This window comes from Rhodomicrobium sp. (genome assembly GCF_047605405.1).
Classification (GTDB): Bacteria; Pseudomonadota; Alphaproteobacteria; order Rhizobiales; family Rhodomicrobiaceae; genus Rhodomicrobium; species Rhodomicrobium lacus.
Window position 1 is genome coordinate 106,331 of the sequence record NZ_JASGFR010000004.1, and the last position, 22,424, is coordinate 128,754.

General features: G+C 63.7%; 15 protein-coding genes, 1 pseudogene and 1 riboswitch. Of the genes and pseudogenes, 5 read left to right on the top strand and 11 right to left on the bottom strand.

Features of this window, described 5'->3' with window-relative positions:
• Window positions 1–163 precede the first annotated feature (163 nt).
• Together QM659_RS02970 and QM659_RS02975 are read left to right on the top strand one after the other, a co-directional pair.
• Window positions 164–487 carry a YidB family protein gene (locus tag QM659_RS02970; RefSeq protein ID WP_415187319.1) on the top strand — a complete coding sequence of 108 codons (324 nt, stop codon included), beginning with the start codon at window positions 164–166 and terminating at the stop codon, window positions 485–487.
• 486 nt (window positions 488–973) lie between these two features.
• Window positions 974–2,758, top strand: coding sequence for a L,D-transpeptidase family protein (locus QM659_RS02975; RefSeq protein ID WP_415187320.1), 1,785 nt, complete (start codon window positions 974–976; stop codon window positions 2,756–2,758).
• A 234-nt stretch (window positions 2,759–2,992) separates the two neighbouring features.
• On the opposite strand, the gene QM659_RS02980 is transcribed toward QM659_RS02975, so the two are convergent.
• From QM659_RS02980 to carB, 3 genes are all read right to left on the bottom strand, one after another.
• A complete protein-coding gene (locus QM659_RS02980; protein ID WP_127076536.1) occupies window positions 2,993–3,436 on the bottom strand; it encodes a hypothetical protein in 444 nt (147 codons plus the stop codon).
• A gap of 211 nt (window positions 3,437–3,647) precedes the next feature.
• Window positions 3,648–4,127 (bottom strand): transcription elongation factor GreA, encoded by a 480-nt coding sequence (greA, locus tag QM659_RS02985; RefSeq protein WP_127076537.1) that lies wholly within the window; start codon window positions 4,125–4,127, stop codon window positions 3,648–3,650.
• Window positions 4,128–4,243: 116 nt separating this feature from the next.
• Window positions 4,244–7,573, bottom strand: a complete 3,330-nt coding sequence (gene carB, locus QM659_RS02990; RefSeq protein ID WP_415187321.1) for a carbamoyl-phosphate synthase large subunit — start codon at window positions 7,571–7,573, stop codon at window positions 4,244–4,246.
• A gap of 279 nt (window positions 7,574–7,852) precedes the next feature.
• On the opposite strand from carB, the gene QM659_RS02995 reads away from it, so the two are divergent.
• Window positions 7,853–9,838 carry a methylmalonyl-CoA mutase family protein gene (locus QM659_RS02995; protein ID WP_415187322.1) on the top strand — a complete coding sequence of 662 codons (1,986 nt, stop codon included), beginning with the start codon at window positions 7,853–7,855 and terminating at the stop codon, window positions 9,836–9,838.
• A 174-nt stretch (window positions 9,839–10,012) separates the two neighbouring features.
• Window positions 10,013–12,175 carry a methylmalonyl-CoA mutase gene (gene scpA, locus QM659_RS03000; RefSeq protein ID WP_415187323.1) on the top strand — a complete coding sequence of 721 codons (2,163 nt, stop codon included), beginning with the start codon at window positions 10,013–10,015 and terminating at the stop codon, window positions 12,173–12,175.
• 46 nt (window positions 12,176–12,221) lie between these two features.
• Here the strand turns inward: scpA and QM659_RS03005 are convergent.
• The 7 genes and pseudogenes from QM659_RS03005 to QM659_RS03035 form a co-directional block, all read right to left on the bottom strand.
• Window positions 12,222–12,326, bottom strand: a pseudogene (locus QM659_RS03005) (IS630 family transposase); the annotation flags it as partial.
• Window positions 12,327–12,414: 88 nt separating this feature from the next.
• A complete protein-coding gene (locus tag QM659_RS03010) occupies window positions 12,415–13,284 on the bottom strand; it encodes a class I SAM-dependent methyltransferase (protein WP_415187324.1) in 870 nt (289 codons plus the stop codon).
• Between the two features lie 98 nt (window positions 13,285–13,382).
• Window positions 13,383–14,939, bottom strand: a complete 1,557-nt coding sequence (gene gcvPB / locus QM659_RS03015) for an aminomethyl-transferring glycine dehydrogenase subunit GcvPB (RefSeq protein ID WP_415187325.1) — start codon at window positions 14,937–14,939, stop codon at window positions 13,383–13,385.
• Window positions 14,932–16,275, bottom strand: coding sequence for an aminomethyl-transferring glycine dehydrogenase subunit GcvPA (gene gcvPA, locus QM659_RS03020; RefSeq protein WP_415187326.1), 1,344 nt, complete (start codon window positions 16,273–16,275; stop codon window positions 14,932–14,934). Before gcvPA ends, gcvPB begins: the two co-directional genes overlap by 8 nt.
• Window positions 16,275–16,652: a glycine cleavage system protein GcvH gene (gene gcvH, locus QM659_RS03025; protein ID WP_303481874.1), complete on the bottom strand. Its 378-nt coding sequence runs from the start codon at window positions 16,650–16,652 to the stop codon at window positions 16,275–16,277. The genes gcvPA and gcvH overlap by 1 nt, the downstream gene beginning before the upstream one ends.
• Window positions 16,653–16,672: 20 nt before the next feature.
• Window positions 16,673–17,827 (bottom strand): glycine cleavage system aminomethyltransferase GcvT, encoded by a 1,155-nt coding sequence (gene gcvT, locus QM659_RS03030; protein ID WP_415187327.1) that lies wholly within the window; start codon window positions 17,825–17,827, stop codon window positions 16,673–16,675.
• A gap of 156 nt (window positions 17,828–17,983) precedes the next feature.
• Window positions 17,984–18,072, bottom strand: a riboswitch (glycine riboswitch).
• 194 nt (window positions 18,073–18,266) lie between these two features.
• Window positions 18,267–19,151 (bottom strand): LysR family transcriptional regulator, encoded by an 885-nt coding sequence (locus QM659_RS03035; RefSeq protein WP_415187328.1) that lies wholly within the window; start codon window positions 19,149–19,151, stop codon window positions 18,267–18,269.
• Window positions 19,152–19,248: 97 nt separating this feature from the next.
• Between QM659_RS03035 and QM659_RS03040 the strand changes: the two genes are divergently transcribed.
• Window positions 19,249–19,992 (top strand): sulfite exporter TauE/SafE family protein, encoded by a 744-nt coding sequence (locus QM659_RS03040; RefSeq protein WP_415187329.1) that lies wholly within the window; start codon window positions 19,249–19,251, stop codon window positions 19,990–19,992.
• 11 nt (window positions 19,993–20,003) lie between these two features.
• Here QM659_RS03040 and bamA read toward each other — a convergent pair whose 3' ends face one another.
• Complete coding sequence (gene bamA / locus QM659_RS03045) at window positions 20,004–22,394, bottom strand: outer membrane protein assembly factor BamA (RefSeq protein WP_415187330.1); 2,391 nt, start codon at window positions 22,392–22,394, stop codon at window positions 20,004–20,006.
• Between the last annotated feature and the right edge of the window lie 30 nt (window positions 22,395–22,424).

Consider the following 22,424-nt stretch of genomic DNA (forward strand, 5'->3'; position numbering starts at 1 on the left):
TCCCGCACGCACGTGTTATGCCGGTGGGCGTAGATGACGCTCGCACACGCAAGTGGTGTGCCGCAACTCAACGGAGTTGCCGCCCCGTGGCAAACTGGCGCTTGCGATGGATTAATAAATATAGCTGATTGGTGTTTCATTAAAATGCGAGGGAGTGTTCAACATGGGCCATTCAGATAATCCCGCCGAGAGCATAGTGAAGGGCTTTATTCAGGAGCAGGGCGGCGTCAGCGGCCTGATCAGCAAATTCGAGAAAGAAGGGCTCGGCCCCATCGTCCGGTCGTGGGTCGGCAAGGACGAGAAACAGCCGATTTCCGCCGGTCAGATCCACCGCGCCCTCGGGTTTGAAACGTTGCAGAAGCTCGGGGCGAAAGTCGGTCTGTCGGCCGACGCAACCGCTGAAGCGTTGTCGGAACTCCTGCCGAAGACGGTCGGTACGCTGACGGCCGGAGGCGCGACGCGCGCCCGATGGGACTGGCGGTACTAGGTCAATTGGGGAGACACGCTAAGAGGCGGCATTGCCGACATCCGGCCTCGCCGCCGAAATGACATCGCGCCGTCGCGTCAGTCTTCCCGCAAAGGCATCGGCCTATATGCGCTGTTCTCGCAGCGCTCAGGATATTGCGGCGAAGGGCGCGGCGTTCGCAAAGGTCTGTGGCACCGAGCCGTCTCCGCCGGGGGCAGGCGTGGCTCGCATCTGCATCGCCGCCCCTTTTCAGAGCGCCCGATGAGCAGCCCAGTCGGCGAGGACCAGCCGTCCTCCTTGACGCCGACGCTGGATGAAAACAGCGGGTCGGCCAAGTGTTGGCGATCTTCTCGAACGTTCGAGGCAACGCTTCCAGCAAGGGCCTATCTCAGCAGTTGACTTTGTCGCACAAGTGACCCGATGACAGGGGCGACGAGGGCCCTTACAGCGCCCGATGCTTTCAACTGCGTCGCGCCGCGTCAGTCGGCCCGCAACAAGGGGAAAGACATGGCGCCTTGCCTGAGAGGACCGCTGCGCATCGCCCTTTTGCTGCTTGGTCTTGCCGTTCCGATCTCCGAGCGGGCCAGCGCCGCGATCGATCCGACCCTTGCGCTCTTTCTTGGATATTCGAAAGCGATCAACGTAGTCGCGATCTCGCCGAATGGCAGGCAGGCCGTCACCGGCGGCCAGGACAACCTCGTCAGGCTCTGGGACGTGCCGACCGGCCTCTTGCTGAGAACTCTGGATGCTCAGGCCATACGGATTTACGCGTTGGCGTTCTCTCCTGACGGGCAGTTCATTCTCGCGGCAGGCTCCGACGCCACACTGCGGCTGTTCGCTGTCAGGACGGGGGAACTCGTCACCACCATGGAGGGGCACGCGAGCGATGTGCTTTCGGTCGCCATCGCCCCCGACGGGCGGCGGGTTCTCTCGGCCAGCAAGGACAAGACGCTCAAGCTTTGGGATATGGAAACCGGCCAGCTTGCCCAAACCCTCGAAGGCCATTCCAGCGACGTGACGGCGGTCGTCTTCGCCCCCGATGGCGGCCGGGCGTTGTCGGCCAGCGCGGACAAGACGCTTAAACTCTGGAACCTTGAAACGGGGCAGCCGGAAAGCACTTTTGAAGGTCATGGCGATGCCGTGACTTCGCTCGCGGTCTCACCGGACGGGTTGCAGGCCGTGTCCGCAAGCAAGGACAAGACGCTCAAGCTCTGGGACATCGGAAGCGGCCACCTTCTCAGGACCTTCGAGGGGCATTCCTCGGAAACAACGACGCTTGCATTCGCGAATGGTGGCCGCATCCTTTCCGGAGGCGCCGACCGGACGCTGAAACTATGGGATGCGCAGACAGGCGCATTGGTCAGGACGTTCGAAGGGCATGCGGACGCGGTCGCATCGGTTGCGTTGTCTGTCGACGGAAGCCTCGCCATTTCGGGAAGCCCGGACAAGATGCTCAAGATATGGGACTTGGACGGGGGACACGTTCGGCGGACCATCGATCTTCAATCCGAAAGCTTTTCGCCGAACGGCTATCGCAATTTCTTCAAGGGCGTCTCCGCCGCCAAAACCGCCGATCCCGCCGATGTCGACAAGCGGCTGCGCGAGAAAGGCATGAAGAGGGGCGATCCGGTGTTCCTTCGCATCTTCAAGGCCGATCTCGAAGCAGAACTCTGGATAAAGGGCGTGGACGGCTTCGCGCTGTTCGCGACCTATCCGATTTGCGCCTGGTCGGGCCAGCTCGGACCGAAACTCGCTGAAGGCGATGCGCAGACGCCGGAAGGCTTCTATACGATCGGCAAGGGCCAGCTCAATCCGAACAGCCGCTATCATCGCGCCTTCAACATCGGTTACCCGAACCTGTTCGACCGGGCTTACAGCCGGACCGGCTCGCACCTCATGGTGCATGGCGCCTGCGCCTCCGTCGGCTGCTATGCCATGACGGACGCTTTCATCGATGAGCTTTGGCTGCTCGTCACCGCCGCGCTCGACGCCGGACAGGAAAGGGTCGGCGTGCATGCCTTTCCGTTCCGCATGACAGACGAGCGTCTCGCCGCGTTCGACTGGCATCCGTGGGCGGATTTCTGGCGCGACCTGAAACCGGCTTACGACCTTTTCGAGGAAAGCCGCATCCCGCCTCAGGTCAGCGTTTGCAACAAGCGCTACGTGGTTCAGCCTGGCCGGGCAGACAGCAAGAGCGCGCCCGCGTTACGGCTGGCCTGCCCAAAGCCACCCCTGGCTTCATCCGGATTGGCGCCGGTGGCCCTGCCGAAGCCGGACCACCGATTTCCCTGAAACGGACGCGTTGGCCGAGCCGGTGATCGTCGAGAAGGAAGAGCGGAAGTCAGCTTCCCCCTGGTTCGCAGGCGACGAACTGAGAGTTGCCTGCGAAGTTGGGGTGCTACCGAAAGCCCTTTGCTGCTGCGCGTGGCGCATCCTGGAAGCTGAGCTGGCCCGCTTCGCCGATGTCCGAGGCAAGTGACCGAAGACGCAGGATTACCAGTCGGGCAGTCAGCTCACAGCCGCCCATCACCTATGCCGGTCCAGTGAAATCGCGAGGCCGCTCAGATCGAGGTTGGCCAGCAGCCCGACCTGGCTGCCCGTGAGTTCCAGCACCGCGCCCTTCTGATTGGTCAGCACGATAGCGCGGGCACCCCGCCCCACCGCAAGTCCCGCGCCAGCGGCACCATAGACGCCCTCGACATCCCTCGGCGACCAGATGTTGCTCACCCTTCCCCGCAGCACGGTCTTCGAACCTCCGAAGACGAGGCCGTAATCCAGTCCTCCGGTCGAGAGCGCATAGCGCCGCCCCTGAAAGACGAGTGAGCCGCTGCCCCCGGAGCCACCGATGACCCAACCGGCCTTGTAGATGGTCAGCGTCACCGTTCCGCTATCGGCGTAGCTCGCCGACGACAGGCCAACAAACGCGATGAACGCAATCAGCCCGGCGCGGGCGGCCTTTAAAAGTCTCATGTTATTCTCCCCCTGAATTGTGCCTGCGTGTCCCGGGAATACCCTACCGGACCTTCTGGAGTAAAATAGGGAGGCAATATGTTCAGATCGCGTGCCGGAGCGCGCGAGCGCACCTGATCCGCGAGTGCACGACGCGATCAGGCCGATGCAAAAAAAAGCCGCCTGGCAGGCGGCTTTGCTACAGGAGCTTACGGAATGAAGTTTTCTCGCCTTAGCCGAGGAACGCGACTTTCAGGATCTCGTAAGACTTCGCGCCACGCGGCGTGTTCACCTCGACGGAATCGCCAGCTTTCTTGCCGATGAGCGCGCGCGCGATCGGAGAACCGATGGAAACCTTTCCGTTCCGGACATCGGCTTCGAGATCGCCGACGATCTGATACTTCACCTCTTCCTCGGTGTCCTCGTCGACGAGCGTCACCGTCGCGCCAAACTTCACCGTCTCGCCGGAAAGCTTGGAGATGTCGATCACTTCCGCGCGGCTGAGCTTGTCTTCGAGGTCCGCCACCTTGGCCTCGTTCATGCCCTGCGCTTCCTTCGCGGCATGATATTCCGCATTTTCCGACAGGTCGCCGTGTGACCGCGCCTCGGCGATGGCCTTGATGATCCGCTGACGCTCGACGCTTCTCAGATATTTAAGCTCAGCCTCAAGCGCTGCATGCCCCTGGGCAGTCATCGGCACTTTTTCGCTCATCCCCAATTCTCCCCAGGTCCGGAGAAACTCCCCCCGGAACCGTTCATCCATCTGAAAGTGGAATTCGACAAAAAGCAATGCATGCCGGACCGCCCTCCGGAACCGGCACACACAGTTTAGGCGATATATTTCTGCAGAGGCTGAACTTCAAGGATGCCCGCGCGCATTGCCGCAACTGATTTTGTGACCGCGAGCGCGCCCGCGATCGTCGTGTAATAAGGAATCTTGTACATCAACGCGGTACGGCGGATCGTGGAACTGTCGGCAAGCGCCTTCGCCCCCTCCGTCGTGTTGAAGACGAGATCGACCTCGCGGTTCTTCATGGCGTCGACGATATTCGGCCGCCCTTCGAGCACCTTGTTGATGCGCGTGCAAGGGATGCCGTTCGCTTCGAGGTGACGCGCCGTGCCGCGAGTGGCGAGCACCTTGAATCCCATGTCCACGAGGTCGCGGACAGGTTGAACGATGCGGTCCTTGTCGGATTCCTTCACCGACACGAACAGCGTTCCGGCTGTCGGCAAGCGGCTGCCGCTCGCGAGCTGCGCCTTGGCGAAGGCGACCGCATAGGTCTTGTCGATGCCCATGACCTCGCCGGTGGAGCGCATTTCCGGCCCAAGCACCGGATCGATCTCCGGGAAGCGCTCGAACGGGAACACGGCTTCCTTCACGCCCACATGCTGCACGTTTGCGCGATGCTTGAGGTTCATGTCCGCGAGTTTCTCACCCGCCATGACGCGGGCGGCGATGGCCGCGACCGGATAACCGATCACCTTCGCCACGAAGGGCACGGTGCGGCTCGCGCGCGGGTTCACCTCCAGCACGTAGACGTCGCCGTCCTTCACCGCATACTGGATGTTCATCAGCCCCACGACGTTCAGCGCTCGGGCGATGTCGGCCGTCTGGCGCTCAAGCTCCCGCAGCGTCTCTTCGCAGAGCGAATGCGGCGGCAGCGAACAGGCGCTGTCGCCCGAATGCACGCCCGCTTCCTCGATATGCTCCATCACGCCCGCGATGAAGACGTCCGTGCCATCTGAAATGGCATCGACATCGACCTCGGTCGCATCGCGCACATAGGAATCGAGCAGGAGCGCGTTTTTCGCAAGCACGGCATTCACTTCCGCGTGGCGGTTGCCCGCGAAACGATGGTGCACGTCCGGCGGAACGAAGGCGGCGAGTGTCGTGTCGAAATAGTCCTTCAGCGCGGCCTGATGCGGAATGATCGCCATGGCCCGGCCGCCCAGCACGTAGGAAGGCCGCACCACGATGGGGAAACCGATTTCCTCGCTCGCGGCGAGAGCCTGCTCGATGGAGTAGGCGATGCCGTTTTGCGGCTGGCGCAGATTGAGCTTCTCCACGAGCGCCTTGAAGCGGTCGCGGTCCTCGGCGAGGTCGATGGCGTCGGGCGATGTGCCAAGGATCGGCACGCCCTTGTCGGCGAGCGTCTGCGCGAGCTTCAGCGGCGTCTGGCCGCCGAACTGCACGATCACGCCCTTGAGCTTGCCGTTCGACGCTTCCCTTTCGATGATCGCAAGCACGTCTTCCGGTGTCAGCGGTTCGAAATAGAGGCGGTCCGACGTGTCGTAGTCGGTCGAGACGGTCTCCGGGTTGCAGTTGACCATGATCGTCTCGTAGCCCGCCTTCGACAGCGAGAAAGCCGCGTGACAGCAACAATAGTCGAACTCGATGCCCTGACCGATGCGGTTCGGGCCGCTGCCGAGGATGACGATCTTCTCGCGCGCGGACGGCGCGGCCTCGCAGCTTGCGTGCCCGGCAATCGGGCTCTCGTAGGTCGAATACATGTAAGGCGTCGGCGAGGGGAATTCCGCCGCGCAGGTGTCGATTCGCTTGTAGACGGGGAACACCTTCAGCGCGCGGCGCTTCTCCACGACCTCGGCTTCCGTCAGACCGGCGAGCGACGCAAGGCGGGCATCGGAAAAGCCCATTGCCTTCAATTCGCGGAACGCGCGTTCCGTGCCGGGCAAGCCATGCTCGCGGATCTTTGTTTCGACGTCGACGATTTCCTGGAGCCGTTCGATGAACCACGGATCGATCCGGCACATCGTGTGGATCTGCTCGTGATCGACGCCAAGGCGGAGTGCCTGCGCGACCTTGAGGAGCCGGTCCGGCGACGGCGTGCCGAGTGCCTCGCGGATGACGTTCTTGTCGTCGCCCTTGCCGAGCCCTTCGAGCACGTAATCGTCGAGGCCGGTGAGCCCCGTTTCCATGGAGCGGAGCGCCTTTTGCAGGCTTTCATGGAAGGTGCGGCCGATGGCCATCGCCTCGCCGACCGATTTCATCGCCGTGGTGAGCGTCGTCGGAGCGCCTGGGAACTTCTCGAAGGCGAAGCGCGGAATCTTCGTGACGACGTAATCGATGGTCGGCTCGAAGGAAGCCGGTGTCGCGCCCTTGGTGATATCGTTGTCGAGTTCGTCGAGCGTGTAGCCAACGGCGAGCTTCGCCGCCACCTTCGCGATGGGGAAGCCCGTCGCCTTCGACGCGAGCGCCGACGATCGCGACACGCGCGGATTCATCTCGATGACGACGAGCTTGCCGTCCTGCGGGTTGACCGCGAACTGCACGTTGGAGCCGCCGGTCTCGACGCCGATCTCGCGCAACACCGCGATGGAGGCGTTGCGCATGACCTGATATTCGCGGTCGGTCAGCGTCAGCGCGGGCGCGACCGTGATCGAATCGCCCGTATGCACGCCCATCGGGTCCACGTTCTCGATGGAACAGATGATGATGCAGTTGTCCTTCTTGTCGCGGACAACCTCCATCTCATACTCTTTCCATCCAAGGACGGATTCCTCGATCAGGATCTGCGTCGTCGGCGACGCTTCGAGGCCGCGCTCGCAGATGTGAAGATATTCCTCGCGGTTGTACGCAATGCCGCCGCCGGTGCCGCCGAGCGTGAAGGACGGGCGGATGATCGCGGGCAGCGGAACGTGTTCGAGCGCCTCGATGGCCTCCTGGAGCGTTTGCGCAAGCCGCGATTTCGGCGTCGCGAGGCCGATCTTTTTCATCGCCTCGCGGAAAAGCTGACGATCCTCGGCCTTGTCGATGGCGTCGGCGTTCGCGCCGATCAACTCGACGCCGAAGCGGTCGAGCACGCCGTCACGCGCGAGCTTCAGCGCGGTATTGAGCGCGGTCTGGCCGCCCATGGTGGGCAGCAGAGCCATTCGTTCGTCCGGATGTTCGCGGCGTTCGCGCTCGATCACCTTCGTCACCATGTCGGGCGTGATCGGCTCGATATAGGTGGCGTGCGCCAGATCGGGGTCGGTCATGATCGTGGCGGGGTTCGAATTCACGAGGATGATTCGATATCCCTCCTGACGCAGCGCCTTGCAGGCTTGCGTGCCGGAATAGTCGAATTCACAGGCCTGGCCGATAACAATCGGGCCAGCCCCAATGATGAGGATGGAGTCTATATCTGTGCGTTTGGGCATACTTCTGGCGCTCGGGTTTCGTCGCGTTATAAAGGAAGCGGGCGACGATTCAACAACAGCGTGGAAGCGAGCTTACACGAATGCGCATTTTGGAGGCAGCCATGCTGCCGCCGCGGCACCGAATAGCCGCCTTGTTTCGCAATTCCTGCGTCTTCCCTTCTTCGTGAATGAATCGCCGCGAGCGCGGCCTTAAGGCGCGGTGCCGCGCCCCCGAAAAAGGCAAAAAAACGATCCCGCGGCTGTGGACTGACAAGGGCCGCATCACTATCATGCGCCGCCATGGAACATTTCGCACTCGCCAAAGAATTTCCGCCAGCCTCCGAAGCGGACTGGCGCGCCATTGTGGAAAAGGCGCTGAAGGGCGCGCCTTTCCGCGTGCTCGAAAACCAGCTTTATGAAGGCTTCGCGACGTCGCCGCTCTATACCGGCGCAGCCACGTCGCCCGCGCGTCACGGCCAGCGTGGCTGGCTCATCGTGCAGCCTCTCGCGGGGGCATCGCTTGCCGACGCAGAGCGGCAACTGGCCGACGATCTTGCGAACGGCGCGACGGCGCTGAGCCTGGATCTCGCCAACGGTCCCGCAATTCGCAAGGCCGCCGAGCTTGGGGCCGTGCTCGATGCGGGCGTGCCGATTTTTCTCGCGGGCGGCAGCACCCCCGCCGATGCCGCGTTTCTTCTCGCGAAAGCGGACAAGACAATTGTCGGCACCACCGGATTCGACCCGATCACCGCTTTCGCCGTTGCGGGCGAGGTTCCTGCCGACCGGAAAGCCGCACTCGCCGATACGGTCGACGCGGCGCTTGCCATTCGCGAACGCTTCCCGAACGTAACGCCGTTCCTTGCGTCAAGCCGGGCCTGGAACGGCGCGGGCGGTTCCGTCGTGGACGAACTCGGCTTCACGCTCGCCGCCGCAGTGGCCTATTGGCGCGCTCTCGAAGCTGCCGGGCTTTCGCGCGAGGACGCCTCGCGCGCCATCGGCTTCAAGCTGTCCGCCTCCGCCGACCTGTTCCTCACGATTGCAGCCTTCCGCGCTATCCGCCTTCTCTGGGCCCGCGCCCATGAAGCGGCAGGCGTGGCGCCAAACGAGCATATTCTTCTCTACGCGAAGACTCCGCCCCGTATCCTCTCCGTCTATGATCCGCACGTAAACATGCTGCGCTCGACCGCGAGCGTTTTCGGCGCGGCCATCGGCGGAGCGAGCGCCATCGAGGTTCACCCGTTCGACGAGGCCGCGACCGAGCCCACGCCCCTTTCACGGCGCATCGCGCGCAATACGGGGCTTGTGCTCCAGAGCGAAGCGTGGCTATCCGCCGTCGCCGATCCTGCCGCCGGTTCGTCCTATGTCGAAACGCTCACCGAAAACCTCGCGGCGTCGGCCTGGGCGCTCTTCCGCGAGGTTGAAGCCAGGGGCGGCCTGCTCAAGGCGCTCGAAAGCGGCTTCGTTTCGGCTCGCCTGCAAGAAACCGCCGACAAGCGCGACCGCGCCATCGCTCAACGCAAGGAAAAGATAACCGGCGTTTCGGTCTTCCCGAACCTCAACGAGAAGATCGCCTTCGAAGAACCTGCCCCCATCATCGCGGAAGAAGCGCATCCCACCGTCGATTTCGCGCTTCCCGCCCCCGGCACGGGCGAACGCTTTGCGGCGCTTGTTGAGGCGGCCGCGCGCGGCGTGCCGTTGCCGGAACTGCGCTCCGCTTCACGCGTCGTCCGCGATCTGATCGCGACCGGCCCGCTCGACGTCGCCCGGCGCGACGCAGAACCTTTCGAAGTGCTGCGCCAGCGCGCCGACTTCGCCCTCGCCAGCATCGGCTCCAGACCGCCCCTGTTCCTCGCGCTTCTCGGCTCGCCGCCGGACTACCGCGCGCGGTCGCTCTGGGTCCAGAGCTTCTTCGCTGCGGGCGGTATCGAGACCATCGTGCCCGAGGAAGGCTTCACCGATGTCGAAAAACTCGCGGCTGCGTTCAAGCAGAGTCCGGCGCCGATCGCCTGTTTGTGCTCGTCCAACGCGACCTATGCCGAGTTGAAGGGAGCAGCCGCCGCGCTGAAGCGTGCGGGTGCGAGCCACGTCTATCTCGCCGGCCCGGCGGCCTTGCTCTCGACGCTCGATCCGCATGACCGGACGGCCGTCGACCGCCTCGTCTATGAAGGCTGCAACGCGCTGGCCATCCTGGAAGAAGCGCAGCGCATCCTGCGTGTCGAGGAACTGGCGGAAGCCGCCGGTCTTGAGGCGGAGGATGAAAACTTCGGTGCATTCGACGAAGCTTGATGGCGATGAAGCGTCGCGCTTTTCTGAAGAGCACGACGCTTCGGTAACAGATTTCAATCGGACTGCCTTCGGTCAAAAGACGTGCCGAGGAGCCGAACTCAATGCATCGGTCAAAGCGCGCTGGGGTGATCGACCCGCAGCGGCGTTGGCCGGGCGCGACACTGGAAGCGAACGATGACGAATTCTCCGTTGCCGGATTTCTCGAAGATCGAGTGGCAGACGCCGAGCCTTGCGGGCGCCCCCTTCGGCGAGGCCGCCGAGACGCCGGAGGGCATCCGCCTCAAGCCCGCCTACGGCCCCGCCGACATCGAAGGCCTCGACTTCCTGAATACCTATCCGGGGCTCGCGCCATTCCTTCGCGGGCCTTACCCCACGATGTACGTCCAGCAGCCCTGGACCGTTCGCCAATATGCGGGCTTCTCGACCGCCGAGGACTCGAACGCCTTCTACCGCCGCAATCTCGCGGCGGGTCAGAAAGGCCTTTCCATCGCCTTCGACCTCGCCACCCATCGCGGCTATGACAGCGATCACCCGCGCGTGCGCGGCGACGTCGGCATGGCGGGCGTGGCCATCGATTCGATCTACGACATGCGCACGCTGTTCGATGGCATACCGCTGTCGGAAATGAGCGTGTCCATGACCATGAACGGCGCGGTACTTCCGATCCTCGCGCTGTTCATCGTGGCGGGCGAGGAGCAAGGCGTGAAACCCGCGCAGCTCTCCGGCACGATCCAGAACGACATCCTCAAGGAATTCATGGTGCGGAACACCTATATCTATCCGCCCCTGCCCTCGATGCGCATCATCTCGGACATCTTCGCCTATACGAGCGCGAACATGCCGAAGTTCAACTCGATCTCGATTTCCGGCTATCACATGCAGGAAGCGGGCGCGACCGCGGACCTCGAACTCGCCTACACGCTGGCAGACGGCGTGGAATATGCGCGCGCGGGCAAGGCCGCCGGGCTCGACATCGACGCCTTCGCGCCGCGCCTGTCGTTCTTCTGGGCCATCGGCATGAACTACTTCATGGAAGTGGCCAAGATGCGCGCGGGTCGCGCGCTCTGGGCGCGGCTCATGAAGGCCGAGGGCGCAAAGTCGCCGAAGTCCATGAGCCTTCGCGCGCACTGTCAGACGAGCGGCTGGTCGCTCACCGCGCAGGACGTCTTCAACAACGTGACGCGCACCTGCGTGGAAGCCTTCGCGGCGACGCATGGCGGCACGCAGTCGCTCCACACGAACGCGCTCGACGAAGCGCTCGCGCTGCCGACCGATTTCTCGGCCCGCATCGCGCGCAACACGCAGCTTTTCATCGAATATGAAACCGGCACGACCCGCACCATCGACCCGTGGGGCGGCAGCTATTACGTCGAGCGGCTCACCTATGAGCTTGCGAAGAAGGCGTGGGAGCATATCGAGGAAGTCGAGCGTCTCGGCGGCATGGCGAAGGCCATCGACGCGGGCGTTCCGAAGCTTCGTATCGAGGAAGCCGCCGCACGCACGCAGGCCCGCATCGACAGCGGCAAGCAGGTCATCGTCGGCGTGAACAGATATCAGCCGTTGAACGAAGCGCCCATCGAGGTGCTGAAGGTCGACAATTCGGCGGTGCGCGCAGCCCAGATCGAGAAGCTGGAGCGTCTGCGTGGCGAGCGCGACGGTGCGGCTGTCGCGTCGGCGCTCGAAGCGCTCACCAACGCGGCGGCAAGCGGCGGCGGCAATCTGCTCGCGCTCGCGGTCGACGCCGCCCGCGCGAAAGCGACCGTCGGCGAAATTTCAGATGCCCTCGAAAAGATCTATGGTCGCCATCGGGCGGAAACACGTGCCATCTCGGGGGTTTACCGGGCGGAGGTCGGCTCGATGGAAAACAAGGTTCCACATGTCATCGCCTTGTGCGAGGCGTTCGAAAAGGAAGACGGGCGCCGCCCGCGTCTGCTCGTGGCCAAGGTCGGCCAGGACGGCCACGACCGCGGCCAGAAGGTGATCGCGTCCGCCTTCGCGGATCTCGGCTTCGACGTGGACATCGGCGCGCTGTTCGCGACGCCCGCCGAAGTTGCGCGGCAGGCGGTGGAAAACGACGTGCACATCGTCGGCGTGTCGTCGCTGGCGGCGGGCCATCTTACGCTCGTGCCGGAATTGAAGCGCGAACTTGAGGCGCAGGGCCGGCCCGACATCCTCATCGTCGCTGGCGGTGTCATCCCGCCGGATGATTACGAAGCGCTCTACAAGGCGGGCGCGGTGGCGATCTTCGGCCCCGGCACGAACATCGTGGAGGCCTCGGCGGACCTGCTCGGCAAGCTCAACGCGCATCTCGGCTATACGAAGCTAGCTGCGGAGTAAGCACAGAAGGCGTTTTGTAACAGCCTAGAGCGCTGCATCAGCTTCTGGAAACCGCGACATCGAAACGGGCCGCAGCCTCCCGGCAGCTTGCGCTGCGCAGAACCGCCGCAACAACGCGCTCACGAAGATCGCTAGAATGGGGGCGTGTCATCGATGCCGGCCTCCGCCCGGCCAGCATAATGCACAAAAACGGAATCCCCTCCCGATTCGGTGAAGCAAGGAAATGCTCTAATGTAGCGTTAGACTTTTTCAGCGTGGAACACAAAGAACGGCGTTCCGAAGTGGCCCTGCCATGGCCCCCAATAAAGGTGCGCGGTTGCTTTTTTGAAACCGGCTCGCCGTAAAGAGTCAAAAATATCCCACCCGAAATGCTGGAAACACAATGAGCCATCGCCTAAAGGATTCCCGTGGTATTCTGGCGGCTCAATATGATGGACCGTCCCATTCTCGATAACCGCGCGTACATGCGTCTTATCTTGGTGTGGGAAAAAGGGAATACTGAAAACGAGTCCTCCCCCAGTCCGTAGCGTTCGGTTGCACTCTCTGAAGGCCGCGCAGTAGTCTGGGATATGTTCGAATACATCCATTGTGACAATGGCGTCGAACATACGATCTGGAAACGACAAGTGCGTCATATCTTCATGTCGCAACTTGTTTCCATCGCGCATAACGGTCTCGCCTGGTGCTTTGTCGGAACCGAGATACTCGCTTCCAATCAGATTTTTGTAGCGCTTTAGTAACGCCGCATAGGCTGGCGTAACTTGCTCGGCAGTATAGATCGCAGCATCGGCACGCAGACCTAAGCGATCCAGATAGGCAACAACGGCGCGCATTCGGCTATTAAGACCGCAACAACAGCAGGCGTTAATTTCGGTCCATGCTGGTGACACTGATCCAGAACCTAAGCTGCCAAAGTCCCACGTCGCGCGCATCAGGCGTAGCTCACGGCAAGACGCGCACCACGCCGAAAATGTGAATGGATGCCGAGAGCTCATCATAGCGTCATCGATTGCTGCCGTGGCGACTGAGAAAACTGAAATCTCTGTACCAGCAGATCGCCAAGCGTCTCCACTTTCGAACTCGCCGCGCCAGATATCAGGAATGAGCATGACAAGGCTCTCTTGCGTTGGGGATTTTTCTGCTAATCTAGCTTTACAGTTCCTTCAAATATTGCAAGAAACTTCTGCATATTACGAAATATACCAGCCTAGCTCGACATCTTCTCAACAAAAGTTAACACTAACTCGCGGGCGGCGCGGGTTTCGTCGAGGCGCGAGCGCGGCGCGAAGCGCGGCGCCTGCGTGAAGCGCGCGGCATCTCCGGCCTTCGCTGCGAGCGCGAGGCTTCGCACCGCTTCGATGAACTGATCGAGGCTCTGCTTCGATTCGGACTCGGTCGGCTCGATCAGCATGGCGCCGGAAACGACGAGCGGGAAATATACCGTCATCGGGTGAAAGCCCTCGTCGATCAGCGCCTTCGCGAAGTCGAGCGTCGAGACGCCCGTGCCTTTCAGGAAGCCGTCGTCGAACAAGACCTCATGCATCGCGCCCTTCGGGAACGGCAGCGTCAGCACGTCGGCGAGGCGCGCGCGCACGTAATTCGCGTTCAGCACCGCATCTTCGGACGCCTGCCGGATGCCGTCGGCGCCGTGGCTCATCATGTAGGCGAGCGCGCGCACAAACATGCCCATCTGGCCATGAAAGGCTGCGAGACGGCCGAACGGTGCGGCCCCGTCCGGCGCATCGGCTTCGTGTTCCACGAGACGAAACGCATCGCCATCGCGGCGCAAGAACGGCACAGGCGCGTAAGCTGCAAGCGCTTCCGACAGAACCACCGGCCCGGCACCCGGCCCACCCCCGCCATGCGGCGTCGAGAACGTCTTGTGCAGGTTGATATGCATCGCGTCCGCGCCGAGGTCGCCGGGGCGCACCTTGCCCGCGATCGCGTTGAAATTCGCGCCGTCGCAATAGAGATACGCGCCCGCCTCGTGCAGCGCGTCGGCGATCTCGCGGATATGCGGCTCGAACAGCCCGCAGGTGTTGGGGTTCGTCAGCATCATCGCGGCGACGTCCGGCCCGAGCGCCGCGCGCACCGCGTCCACGCTCACGGTGCCGTCCGGCCCCGCCTCGACCGCGCGAACGGTGAAGCCCAAATGCGCCGCCGTCGCCGGGTTCGTGCCGTGGGCCGAGACGGGCACCAGCACGACGCGGCGCGCGTCTGCCTCGCCGCGCGCTTCGAGCGCCGCCTTGATCGCCGCCATGCCGCAGAATTCGCCATGCGCGCCCGCCTTGGGCGACAGCGACACCGCGTGCATGCCCGTGAGTTCGAGCAGCCAGCGCGACAGCTCCGTCATCAGCGCGAGCGCGCCCTGCACGGTCTTCTCCGGCTGAAGCGGGTGGATGTCCGCAAAACCCGGCAGCCGCGCCATCTTCTCGTTGAGGCGCGGATTGTGCTTCATGGTGCAGGAGCCGAGCGGAAATATGCCGGTGTCGATGGAGTAATTCTTCTGACTGAGGCGCACGTAATGACGCATCGTCTCCGGCTCGGAGAGCCCCGGCAGCCCGATGGCGTCGTCTCGCTCAAGGCCGCCGAGCCGCGTCTCCGTTTCCGCCACCTCCTCGAAATCGACTCCGGTGGTTTCCGTCGAGCCGATCTCGAAGATCAGCGGCTCCTCGATCTGAAGCGCGCGATTGCCGGTGAAGGTCGGCGCGGGCGCGGCTGCCGCCTCGACGGCGGGAAGGATCACTTTCGGCATCTCAACCATGGAGCACCTCTTCGAGCGCGGCCCGGAAGGCGGCGATGTCGTCAGGAGTTGTCGTTTCCGTCGCCGCGACGACGATGGCATTCGCGAGCGTCGGCGCGTCCGGCCAAAGCCGCGATGCGGGCACGCCGCCGATGATTCCGCGGTCGGCCAGCGCATCGACCACCGCCGCGCCGGGTTTCGGCGTGCGGATGGTGAACTCGTTGAAGAATGCGGGCGTCATCACGTCCACATCGTCCACGCTTTCGAGCGCCTTCGCCAAGGCCACCGCGTTCGCGTGGTTGATGCGCGCGAGCTTCCGCAAGCCCGCTTCGCCGAGCAGCGTCAGATGCGCCGTGAATGCGAGCGCGCAAAGCCCCGAGTTCGTGCAGATATTGCTCGTCGCCTTCTCGCGGCGGATATGCTGCTCGCGCGTCGACAGCGTCAGCACGAAGCCGCGCCGCCCGTCGTGGTCCACCGTCTCGCCGCAAAGCCGCCCCGGCATCTGGCGCACGAATTTCTTGCGCGCAGCGAACAGGCCGAGATAGGGGCCACCGAAATTGAGGCCGTTGCCGATGCTCTGGCCTTCAGCCACCACGATATCGGCGCCCATCGCGCCCGGCGATTTCAGCGCGCCGAACGACACCGCCTCCGTCACCACGACGACGAGCAGAGCGCCCGCCTCATGAGCCTTTTCCGCGAGAGCGGAAACGTCGGCCACGCGGCCGAAGGCGTCGGGCATTTGCACGACGATGCAGGATGTGTCCTTGTCGGCGTCCGCCTCGAAGCTCGTTGCGGGATCCACCGCCCGCACATCGACCTCGAACCCGCCAAGGCGCGAAACCGTCTCGATCACCGCGCGGTAATGCGGGTGCACCCCGCCCGCGACCACCGCCTTGCCGCGCCGCGTCACGCGATGCGCCATCAGCACGGCCTCGCCCGCCGCAGTCGAGCCGTCATACATGGAGGCATTCGCCACTTCCATGCCCGTCAGCGCGGCGACCTGGCTTTGAAACTCGAACAGATATTGCAGCGTGCCCTGCGCGATTTCCGGCTGGTACGGTGTGTAGGCCGTCATGAACTCCGAGCGCTGGATAATGTGATCAACCGTCGCCGGCACATGATGGTGGTAGGCGCCCGCGCCCGCGAAGAACGGCACCGACGATGCGGGCACGTTGCGGGCGGCAAGCCGCGACAGCACGCGTTCAACCGCGAGTTCGCTTTGCGCGCGGGGCAGATCAGGCAGGTCGCGCTGGAGCGCGCCTTCGGGCACGGCAGCAAAAAGCGCGTCGATGTCGGCTACGCCTGTGGCGGCGAGCATGGCGCGGCGATCCGCGTCCGTGTGGGGAAGATAGCGCATCAGCCCTCCGCGCTCGCATAGGCGAGATAAGCATCCCGGTCCATGAGCTTGTCGAGTTCGCCCGCGTTGGAAAGCGCAAGCCTGTAGATCCACGCGCCCGTCTCGGGCTCCTGATTGATGAGTTCCGGCTTGTCGTTAAGCGCTTCGTTGATTTCGACCACCTCGCCGCTCACGGGTGAGTAGATGTCGCTCGCGGCCTTGACCGACTCGACCACCGCGATGGGCTGGCCCTGCTTCACCTTCTCGCCGAGCTTCGGCAGTTCGACGAAGGTCACGTCGCCGAGCTTGCCTTGCGCGTAGTCCGTAATTCCGACCGTGCCGACGCCGTCCTCGACGCTGATATATTCGTGGTCTTCCGTGTATCTGATGAGCGTCATGGCTTCTGACCTTTGGGTTTTTATGCTTTGCGGACGTAACGATGCGGCACGAAGGGCAGGCTCGCGACGCGCGCGGGCTGGAACGCTCCCCGGATTTCGACAGCAACCGGCGTGCCGGGGGCGCTTGAGCGCGGCGGCACATAGCCGAAAGCGACGGACGCGGCGGCGGTCGGCGTGTAGGCGCCGCTGGTGATCTCGCCGAGGGCCTCGCCCGTTTCGCTTGCGATCTTCATATGCGTGCGTGCGGCGGAGCGGCCTTCGAGGCGAAGCCCGACGCGGACACGCGCCGGACCATCGGCCAGTTCGCGCTGAACGCGTTCCGCGCCGATGAAACCGCCATCGCGCCGACGCCGCTTGCCGATGGAGAAATCGAGCGCAGCTTCCACGGGCGATGTCGTCTCGTCCATGTCTTGCCCGTAAAGCGGAAGCCCCGCTTCGAGGCGCAGCGTATCGCGCGCGCCGAGGCCGATGGCCTCGACTTCGGGGTGAGCGAGAAGGCTGCGCGCGAAGGCTTCGGCGGCATCGGCGGGCACGGAGATTTCAAAACCGTCCTCGCCCGTATAGCCGGATCGCGAGACGAACACAGCCGCGCCGCGCCAATCGAGCGCACCCGCCGTCATGAATGCAAGGCTGGCCGCTTCCGGCAGTTGCCGCGCAAGCACGCGCGCGGCGTCCGGGCCTTGCAGCGCGACGAGCGCGCGGTCCGCCAGCGGCGCGAGCGTCACGGTCGGCGGCAGATGAGCGGCGATGTGCGCGAAATCGACCTCCTTGCGAGAAGCGTTCACGACGAGGAACAGGCCGGTGCCGTCCGCCTCGCGCGTCGCCATCAGATCGTCGATGATGCCGCCTTCGTCGTTGAGAAGTTGTGTGTAGCGGATCTGGCCGCGCTTCAGCCCCGCGATGTCGCCGGGGACGAGCCGCTCGAACGCGGCGGCAACGGTTTCAAAGTCCGCCCCCGTAATCCGCGCCTGCCCCATATGCGACACGTCGAAGAAGCCCGCGCGCTGGCGCACATGCGTATGCTCCTTCACGATGCCGGTTGCATAGGAAACGGGCATCTCGTAACCCGCGAACGGCACAAGCTTCGCGCCAAGCTCGCGGTGGAGCGCGGCAAGCGGCGTCTGGCGCAGCGGCGGCGCGGCTTCGTGGTCTGTGGCGGCGGGGGCAGCGCTCATGGCTGGCGTCTCCGTGTATTCGAGGCTCCGCTTGCGCGGTCATGAGCCCCCTCTGTCACGGAACCTGAGAGATTTCACCGGCACGGCCGCGAGGCGGAAGGCCGGTCTTTACCCCATCGGTGAGCCGCCTTGGCGGGCGGCTGCTTTCCAGAGTGCTGTCTGCGCGCGGTCCTTTTTGCCTGAGAGTTTCCGGGGCGGTTGCTCCTTCGGCGCCAGCCTGGGCTGGTCTCTCCCGCATGCATCGGTCAGCACGTCTTAAGTCGCCCGCCCGTGGCCGCCTGTCAACCACCCGGCGGATAGAAAGTTCTTGATAGCGGACACCGCGTCGCGCCTGCGCCTTCAGGGCCGCGCGCCGCAAGCTTCGCGATAGGTTGGCAACGCTTGGTGTCACACCGTAGAAAGGGCTCGTTCCGAAAGGCGAATGATGCCCGTTATGGCGTTAAATGCCTGCCGTCAGATGCTCAAAGAGACTTCGAGCGGGCGGTGTCAGATCGCACTCGCGGCGCGCACATACCGAAAGTCTGCGCGTGGCCCATTCGTCCTGAAGGCGAATGATGGAAATCTTCGCAGAAAGCCTGTATCGACGCGCGGCTGACTCGGGGACGATGCCTATCCCCACACCTTCGCCAGCCATGCGGCAGATGCCATCGAAGCTGCGGAGCGCCACACGGCTCTTGAGTGTCGTTCCGAGCCTCATCGCATGAGCGTCGATATGATCCTGCAAGGCGCCGTCAGCAAGGCGGATGAAGCGGTGGGCGAGCAGATCGGCGAAACAGACTGGCCGCCCCTTGGCAAGGGCGTGCCCCCGGGCGGCCACCACCACGAGCCGGTCGATCGCAAACGGCCGCAAAACGAGATCGCCGGTTTCGACCGCTCGCGAGAGAATGCCGATTTCGGCAAAGCCCGCCGCGACACTTCGGGCAATTTCGCTGCTCTGTCGCTCCTTCAACTCAACATCGGCCTGAGGATGTGCGCCCATCCACTGCGCCAGCAGCCGGGGCAGAAACTCGGTAATGGCCGCCGTGTTGGCGAAAACACGAACGGTGGCGCGCAGCCCTTGCGCGTATTGGCCGAGTTCGCCCCGCATCTGAGCCATCTGGTGCAGGATCGTACGCGCGTGGTGGGTGAGCGCTTCACCGGCTTCCGTTGGCGTTACGCCTCGTCGGCCCCGCGTTAGCAGCGTTACCTCGCCTGCCGCTTCCATATCGCGCAGTCGCTCGCTTGCCGCCGGGAGAGAGAGGCCGGCGTTCGCCGCGCCATGCGTTATGCTGCCGGCATCCACCACAGCGAGAAACAGGCGAAGATCGGTCAGGTCGAACCGCATCCATCAAGCATATCCCACGATCAGACTTCGGGCCAGCCGAAGTCAGCCATCGGCAAATCCGCATTGCCGTTTTCCTTCGGAGAGTTAAACCGACGCCATGTTCGATAAACACTCCCTCGCTGCAATCCTTGCGACGTTTTTTGTGGCTGGTGTCGTTAAAGGCATCACCGGGATGGGTTTGCCTACCGTGGCGATGGGCGTACTCGGTTCCCTCGTCTCACCGCTGGCTGCGGCAAGCCTGTTGATCGTCCCCTCATTCATTACCAATGTCTGGCAGCTTCTGGCCGGGCCCGGTATCGGGGAACTCGCTTGGAGACTTTGGCCGATGATGTTGGCGATCGTCGCAGGGACCGCGATCGGCTCATCATGGATCGCAAGCGGGGACACGCATCTTACGAGTTCCCTCCTTGGCGTCGCGCTGGTTATATATTCGGCGTACACGCTTCTGGCCCGCCAGTTCAATGTTCCGCGACGCATCGAACCTTGGCTGTCGCCCGTGATCGGCGGGACGACAGGCATTGTCACTGGCGGAACCGGCGTGTTTGTCATCCCGGCCGTGCCTTATCTGCAAGCGCTCGGCCTAGGAAAAGACCATCTCGTTCAGGCGCTCGGATTGTCCTTCACGGTTTCCACCCTTGCGCTGGCGGCGGGTCTCGCTGTGCGTGGCGCATTTCAGCTGAATGACATCGGCCTGTCGGCACTCGCTGTCGTGCCCGCGCTCGCTGGTATGTGGACGGGCCAGATCGTGCGTTACAGGATTAGCTCCCGGACGTTCCGCCGCGGGTTCCTGGTTTGCCTTTTGCTTCTCGGAAGCGAAATGGCACTCAGGCCGCTATTCTAGGCATAGCCCCCTCACCAGCCCGCGTAGCCGAAGCCGAAGGTCTGCGTCTTGTCGCCGTTGGCCTTCGACAGCACGCTCGCCACGTCGGCGCGCAAGGGCCCGAGCGGCGAATCCCAGATAAGGCTGAAGCCGGTGGAGGCGCGCAGCTTCGACGAATTCGTGGTGACGAGCGTGTTCGACGTGCCGTTCGCCGCCGCATACGCCTTCGCGAAACTGGCGGCGTCGGTGCCGAACATCGTGCCCGCGCTCGCGAACACCGCGCCGGACAGGCCGAGGTCGGTCGGCAGGAACGGGATCGGGAAACGCAGTTCCGCCGTCGCCGAATAGAACTGCGTGCCGCCGAGCGCGTAACCCGTCGTCGCGTCGCGCGGGCCGAAGCTCTTGAAGCCCGCGATGGTTTCGCTGCCCTTGTAGAACGCATCGACCACGCGCACGCTCTGCCCGCCCCAGCCGGTGATGTTGCCCGCCTGCGCGCGGCCCGCGAGCACGATCTCCTGCGAGATGGGATAATAGGCGCGCGCCTCGCTGGTGGAGCGGATGTAGTTCACGTCGCCGCCCGCGCCCGCGAGATCCTGCACGCCCTTGAAATAGAAGCCGCGCGTGGGCTTCTTCTTGCTGTCGCGCGTGTCATAGATCATGTTGTAGCCGATGGACGAGATGACCGACGTGCCCTTGATCTCTTTCACGGCGAGCGAGGCGTCGTCGTCCACGCCATACACGCGGTCCATCATCAGCGTGTAGTTGATCCCGGTGGAAAACTCCTCGGTGATCGGAAAGCCGAAGCGCGTGGTGCCGCCGACGCGGAAATCCTTGTAGCCTGCGACCGTGTAGCCCGCGCTTTCGGTGTAGTCCGCCGACTTCGCGAAAGCATCGAGGCCGAACGACATGTTGCGGTCGAGAAAGCGCGGCTCGGTCCAGCTCACGTTGAACGCGCCGTTGCCCGAAAGGCTGCCCGACAGCTTCACCTGAAGATACTGCCCCGTGCCCATGAGATTGCGCTCGGTATACTCCACCTCGCCGATGATGCCGTCGTTCGAGGAATAGCCCAGCGCGAAACCGAGATTGCCCGTCTCGGCCTCCGTCACCTTCAGCGCGATGTCCACGCGGTCGGGCGCGCTGCCCGGCTGCCTCTCGACCTTCACATCCTTGAAGAAGCCCGTGCGCATCACGCGCTGACGGCCCTGCTCGACCATGAGCTTGTTATAGGCGTCGCCCTCCGCCACGCGGAACTCGCGGCGAATGACCTCGTCCTTCGTGGCGGTGTTGCCGCTGATCTCGACGCGCTCGATATAGACGCGCGGGCCGTCTTCCACGACGAAGGCCACGGAAATGGTGCGCCGTAGGGGATCGCGGTCGATGCGCGGGCGCACCTGTGCGAACGGCGCGCCGGCCTCGGCTGCGGCTTTCGTCAGCGCCTCCACCGATTTGTCGACGAGTTCGGCGTTGTAGATGTCGCCCGGCTTGCCCTTGATGGCGGCGGCGAGCGCCTTCGCGTCGAGGCCATGCGCGGTCGCCTCCACGTCGAGACTGCCGAAGGTGTAGCGCGCGCCCTCTTCGAGCGTGAAGGTAAGGAAGAAGCCCTGCTTCTCGGCATCCATGTCGGCGGTGGCGGAAAGCACGCGCATGTCGGCGAAGCCGCTCTTCACGTAGAAACGGCGCAGAAGCTCACGGTCGAGATTGAGGCGGTCGGGATCGTAGACGGAGGAATTGCGAAGGAAATCGAGAAGCCCTGACTCGGTCGTGGTGATCTCTTTTCGAAGTTCCGCGTCGGAGATCGACGCGTTGCCGATGAAGTTGATGCCGACGACCTTGATCTGCGGCCCCTCGTTGATTTCGAACACCACGTCTACGCGGTCGCGCTCGCGGTCGATGGTCTTGGCCTCGACCTGCGCCGCGTAATAGCCCTGCCTGCGATAGGCGGTAAGAACGCTCTGGACATCGACTTCGGCGCGCGCTTTCGAGAAGGTGCCGCCCGCCTTGAGTTGCACCTCCTTCGCCAGCGTGTCGGACGTGACGTCCTTCGCGCCCTCGAAGGCAACGCGGGCCACGAGCGGATTTTCGGCAACCTTCACGATGAGCGCACCGCCCTGCATGGCGAGCGATGCATCGCGGAACTGGCCCGTCTGGAACAGCGCCTTCACGCTGTCGTCGGCCTTGGCCGGGTCGTAGCGGTCGCCGGGCTTGAAAGACAGGTAATGCAGGACGGTTTCAGGCTCGATCCTGCTTGTGCCGACCACGTTTATGGTACGGATCACGGCACCGTCGGCCGCAGCCGACGCTTGCCTCGCGAAGGATGCCGCAGCAACGAACACGCCGAAAACGAGAAGCCAGGAAACGAACCCGGCCGCGACTTTTACTTTCCACGAGGACGGACGCTCCTCGCACGCTCTGCAACTTGCCATGCAGGCAAGCGAGCCTCAGCTTTATGACGC

Bases quoted from the DNA above. Each gene is read 5' to 3' on its own strand.
- QM659_RS02970 (WP_415187319.1), top strand. From the start codon at position 164: ATGGGCCATTCAGATAATCCCGCCGAGAGCATAGTGAAGGGCTTTATT.
- QM659_RS02975 (WP_415187320.1), top strand. From the start codon at position 974: ATGGCGCCTTGCCTGAGAGGACCGCTGCGCATCGCCCTTTTGCTGCTT.
- QM659_RS02980 (WP_127076536.1), bottom strand. From the start codon at position 3,436: ATGAGACTTTTAAAGGCCGCCCGCGCCGGGCTGATTGCGTTCATCGCG.
- greA (WP_127076537.1), bottom strand. From the start codon at position 4,127: ATGAGCGAAAAAGTGCCGATGACTGCCCAGGGGCATGCAGCGCTTGAG.
- carB (WP_415187321.1), bottom strand. From the start codon at position 7,573: ATGCCCAAACGCACAGATATAGACTCCATCCTCATCATTGGGGCTGGC.
- QM659_RS02995 (WP_415187322.1), top strand. From the start codon at position 7,853: ATGGAACATTTCGCACTCGCCAAAGAATTTCCGCCAGCCTCCGAAGCG.
- scpA (WP_415187323.1), top strand. From the start codon at position 10,013: ATGACGAATTCTCCGTTGCCGGATTTCTCGAAGATCGAGTGGCAGACG.
- QM659_RS03010 (WP_415187324.1), bottom strand. From the start codon at position 13,284: ATGCTCATTCCTGATATCTGGCGCGGCGAGTTCGAAAGTGGAGACGCT.
- gcvPB (WP_415187325.1), bottom strand. From the start codon at position 14,939: ATGGTTGAGATGCCGAAAGTGATCCTTCCCGCCGTCGAGGCGGCAGCC.
- gcvPA (WP_415187326.1), bottom strand. From the start codon at position 16,275: ATGCGCTATCTTCCCCACACGGACGCGGATCGCCGCGCCATGCTCGCC.
- gcvH (WP_303481874.1), bottom strand. From the start codon at position 16,652: ATGACGCTCATCAGATACACGGAAGACCACGAATATATCAGCGTCGAG.
- gcvT (WP_415187327.1), bottom strand. From the start codon at position 17,827: ATGAGCGCTGCCCCCGCCGCCACAGACCACGAAGCCGCGCCGCCGCTG.
- QM659_RS03035 (WP_415187328.1), bottom strand. From the start codon at position 19,151: ATGCGGTTCGACCTGACCGATCTTCGCCTGTTTCTCGCTGTGGTGGAT.
- QM659_RS03040 (WP_415187329.1), top strand. From the start codon at position 19,249: ATGTTCGATAAACACTCCCTCGCTGCAATCCTTGCGACGTTTTTTGTG.
- bamA (WP_415187330.1), bottom strand. From the start codon at position 22,394: ATGGCAAGTTGCAGAGCGTGCGAGGAGCGTCCGTCCTCGTGGAAAGTA.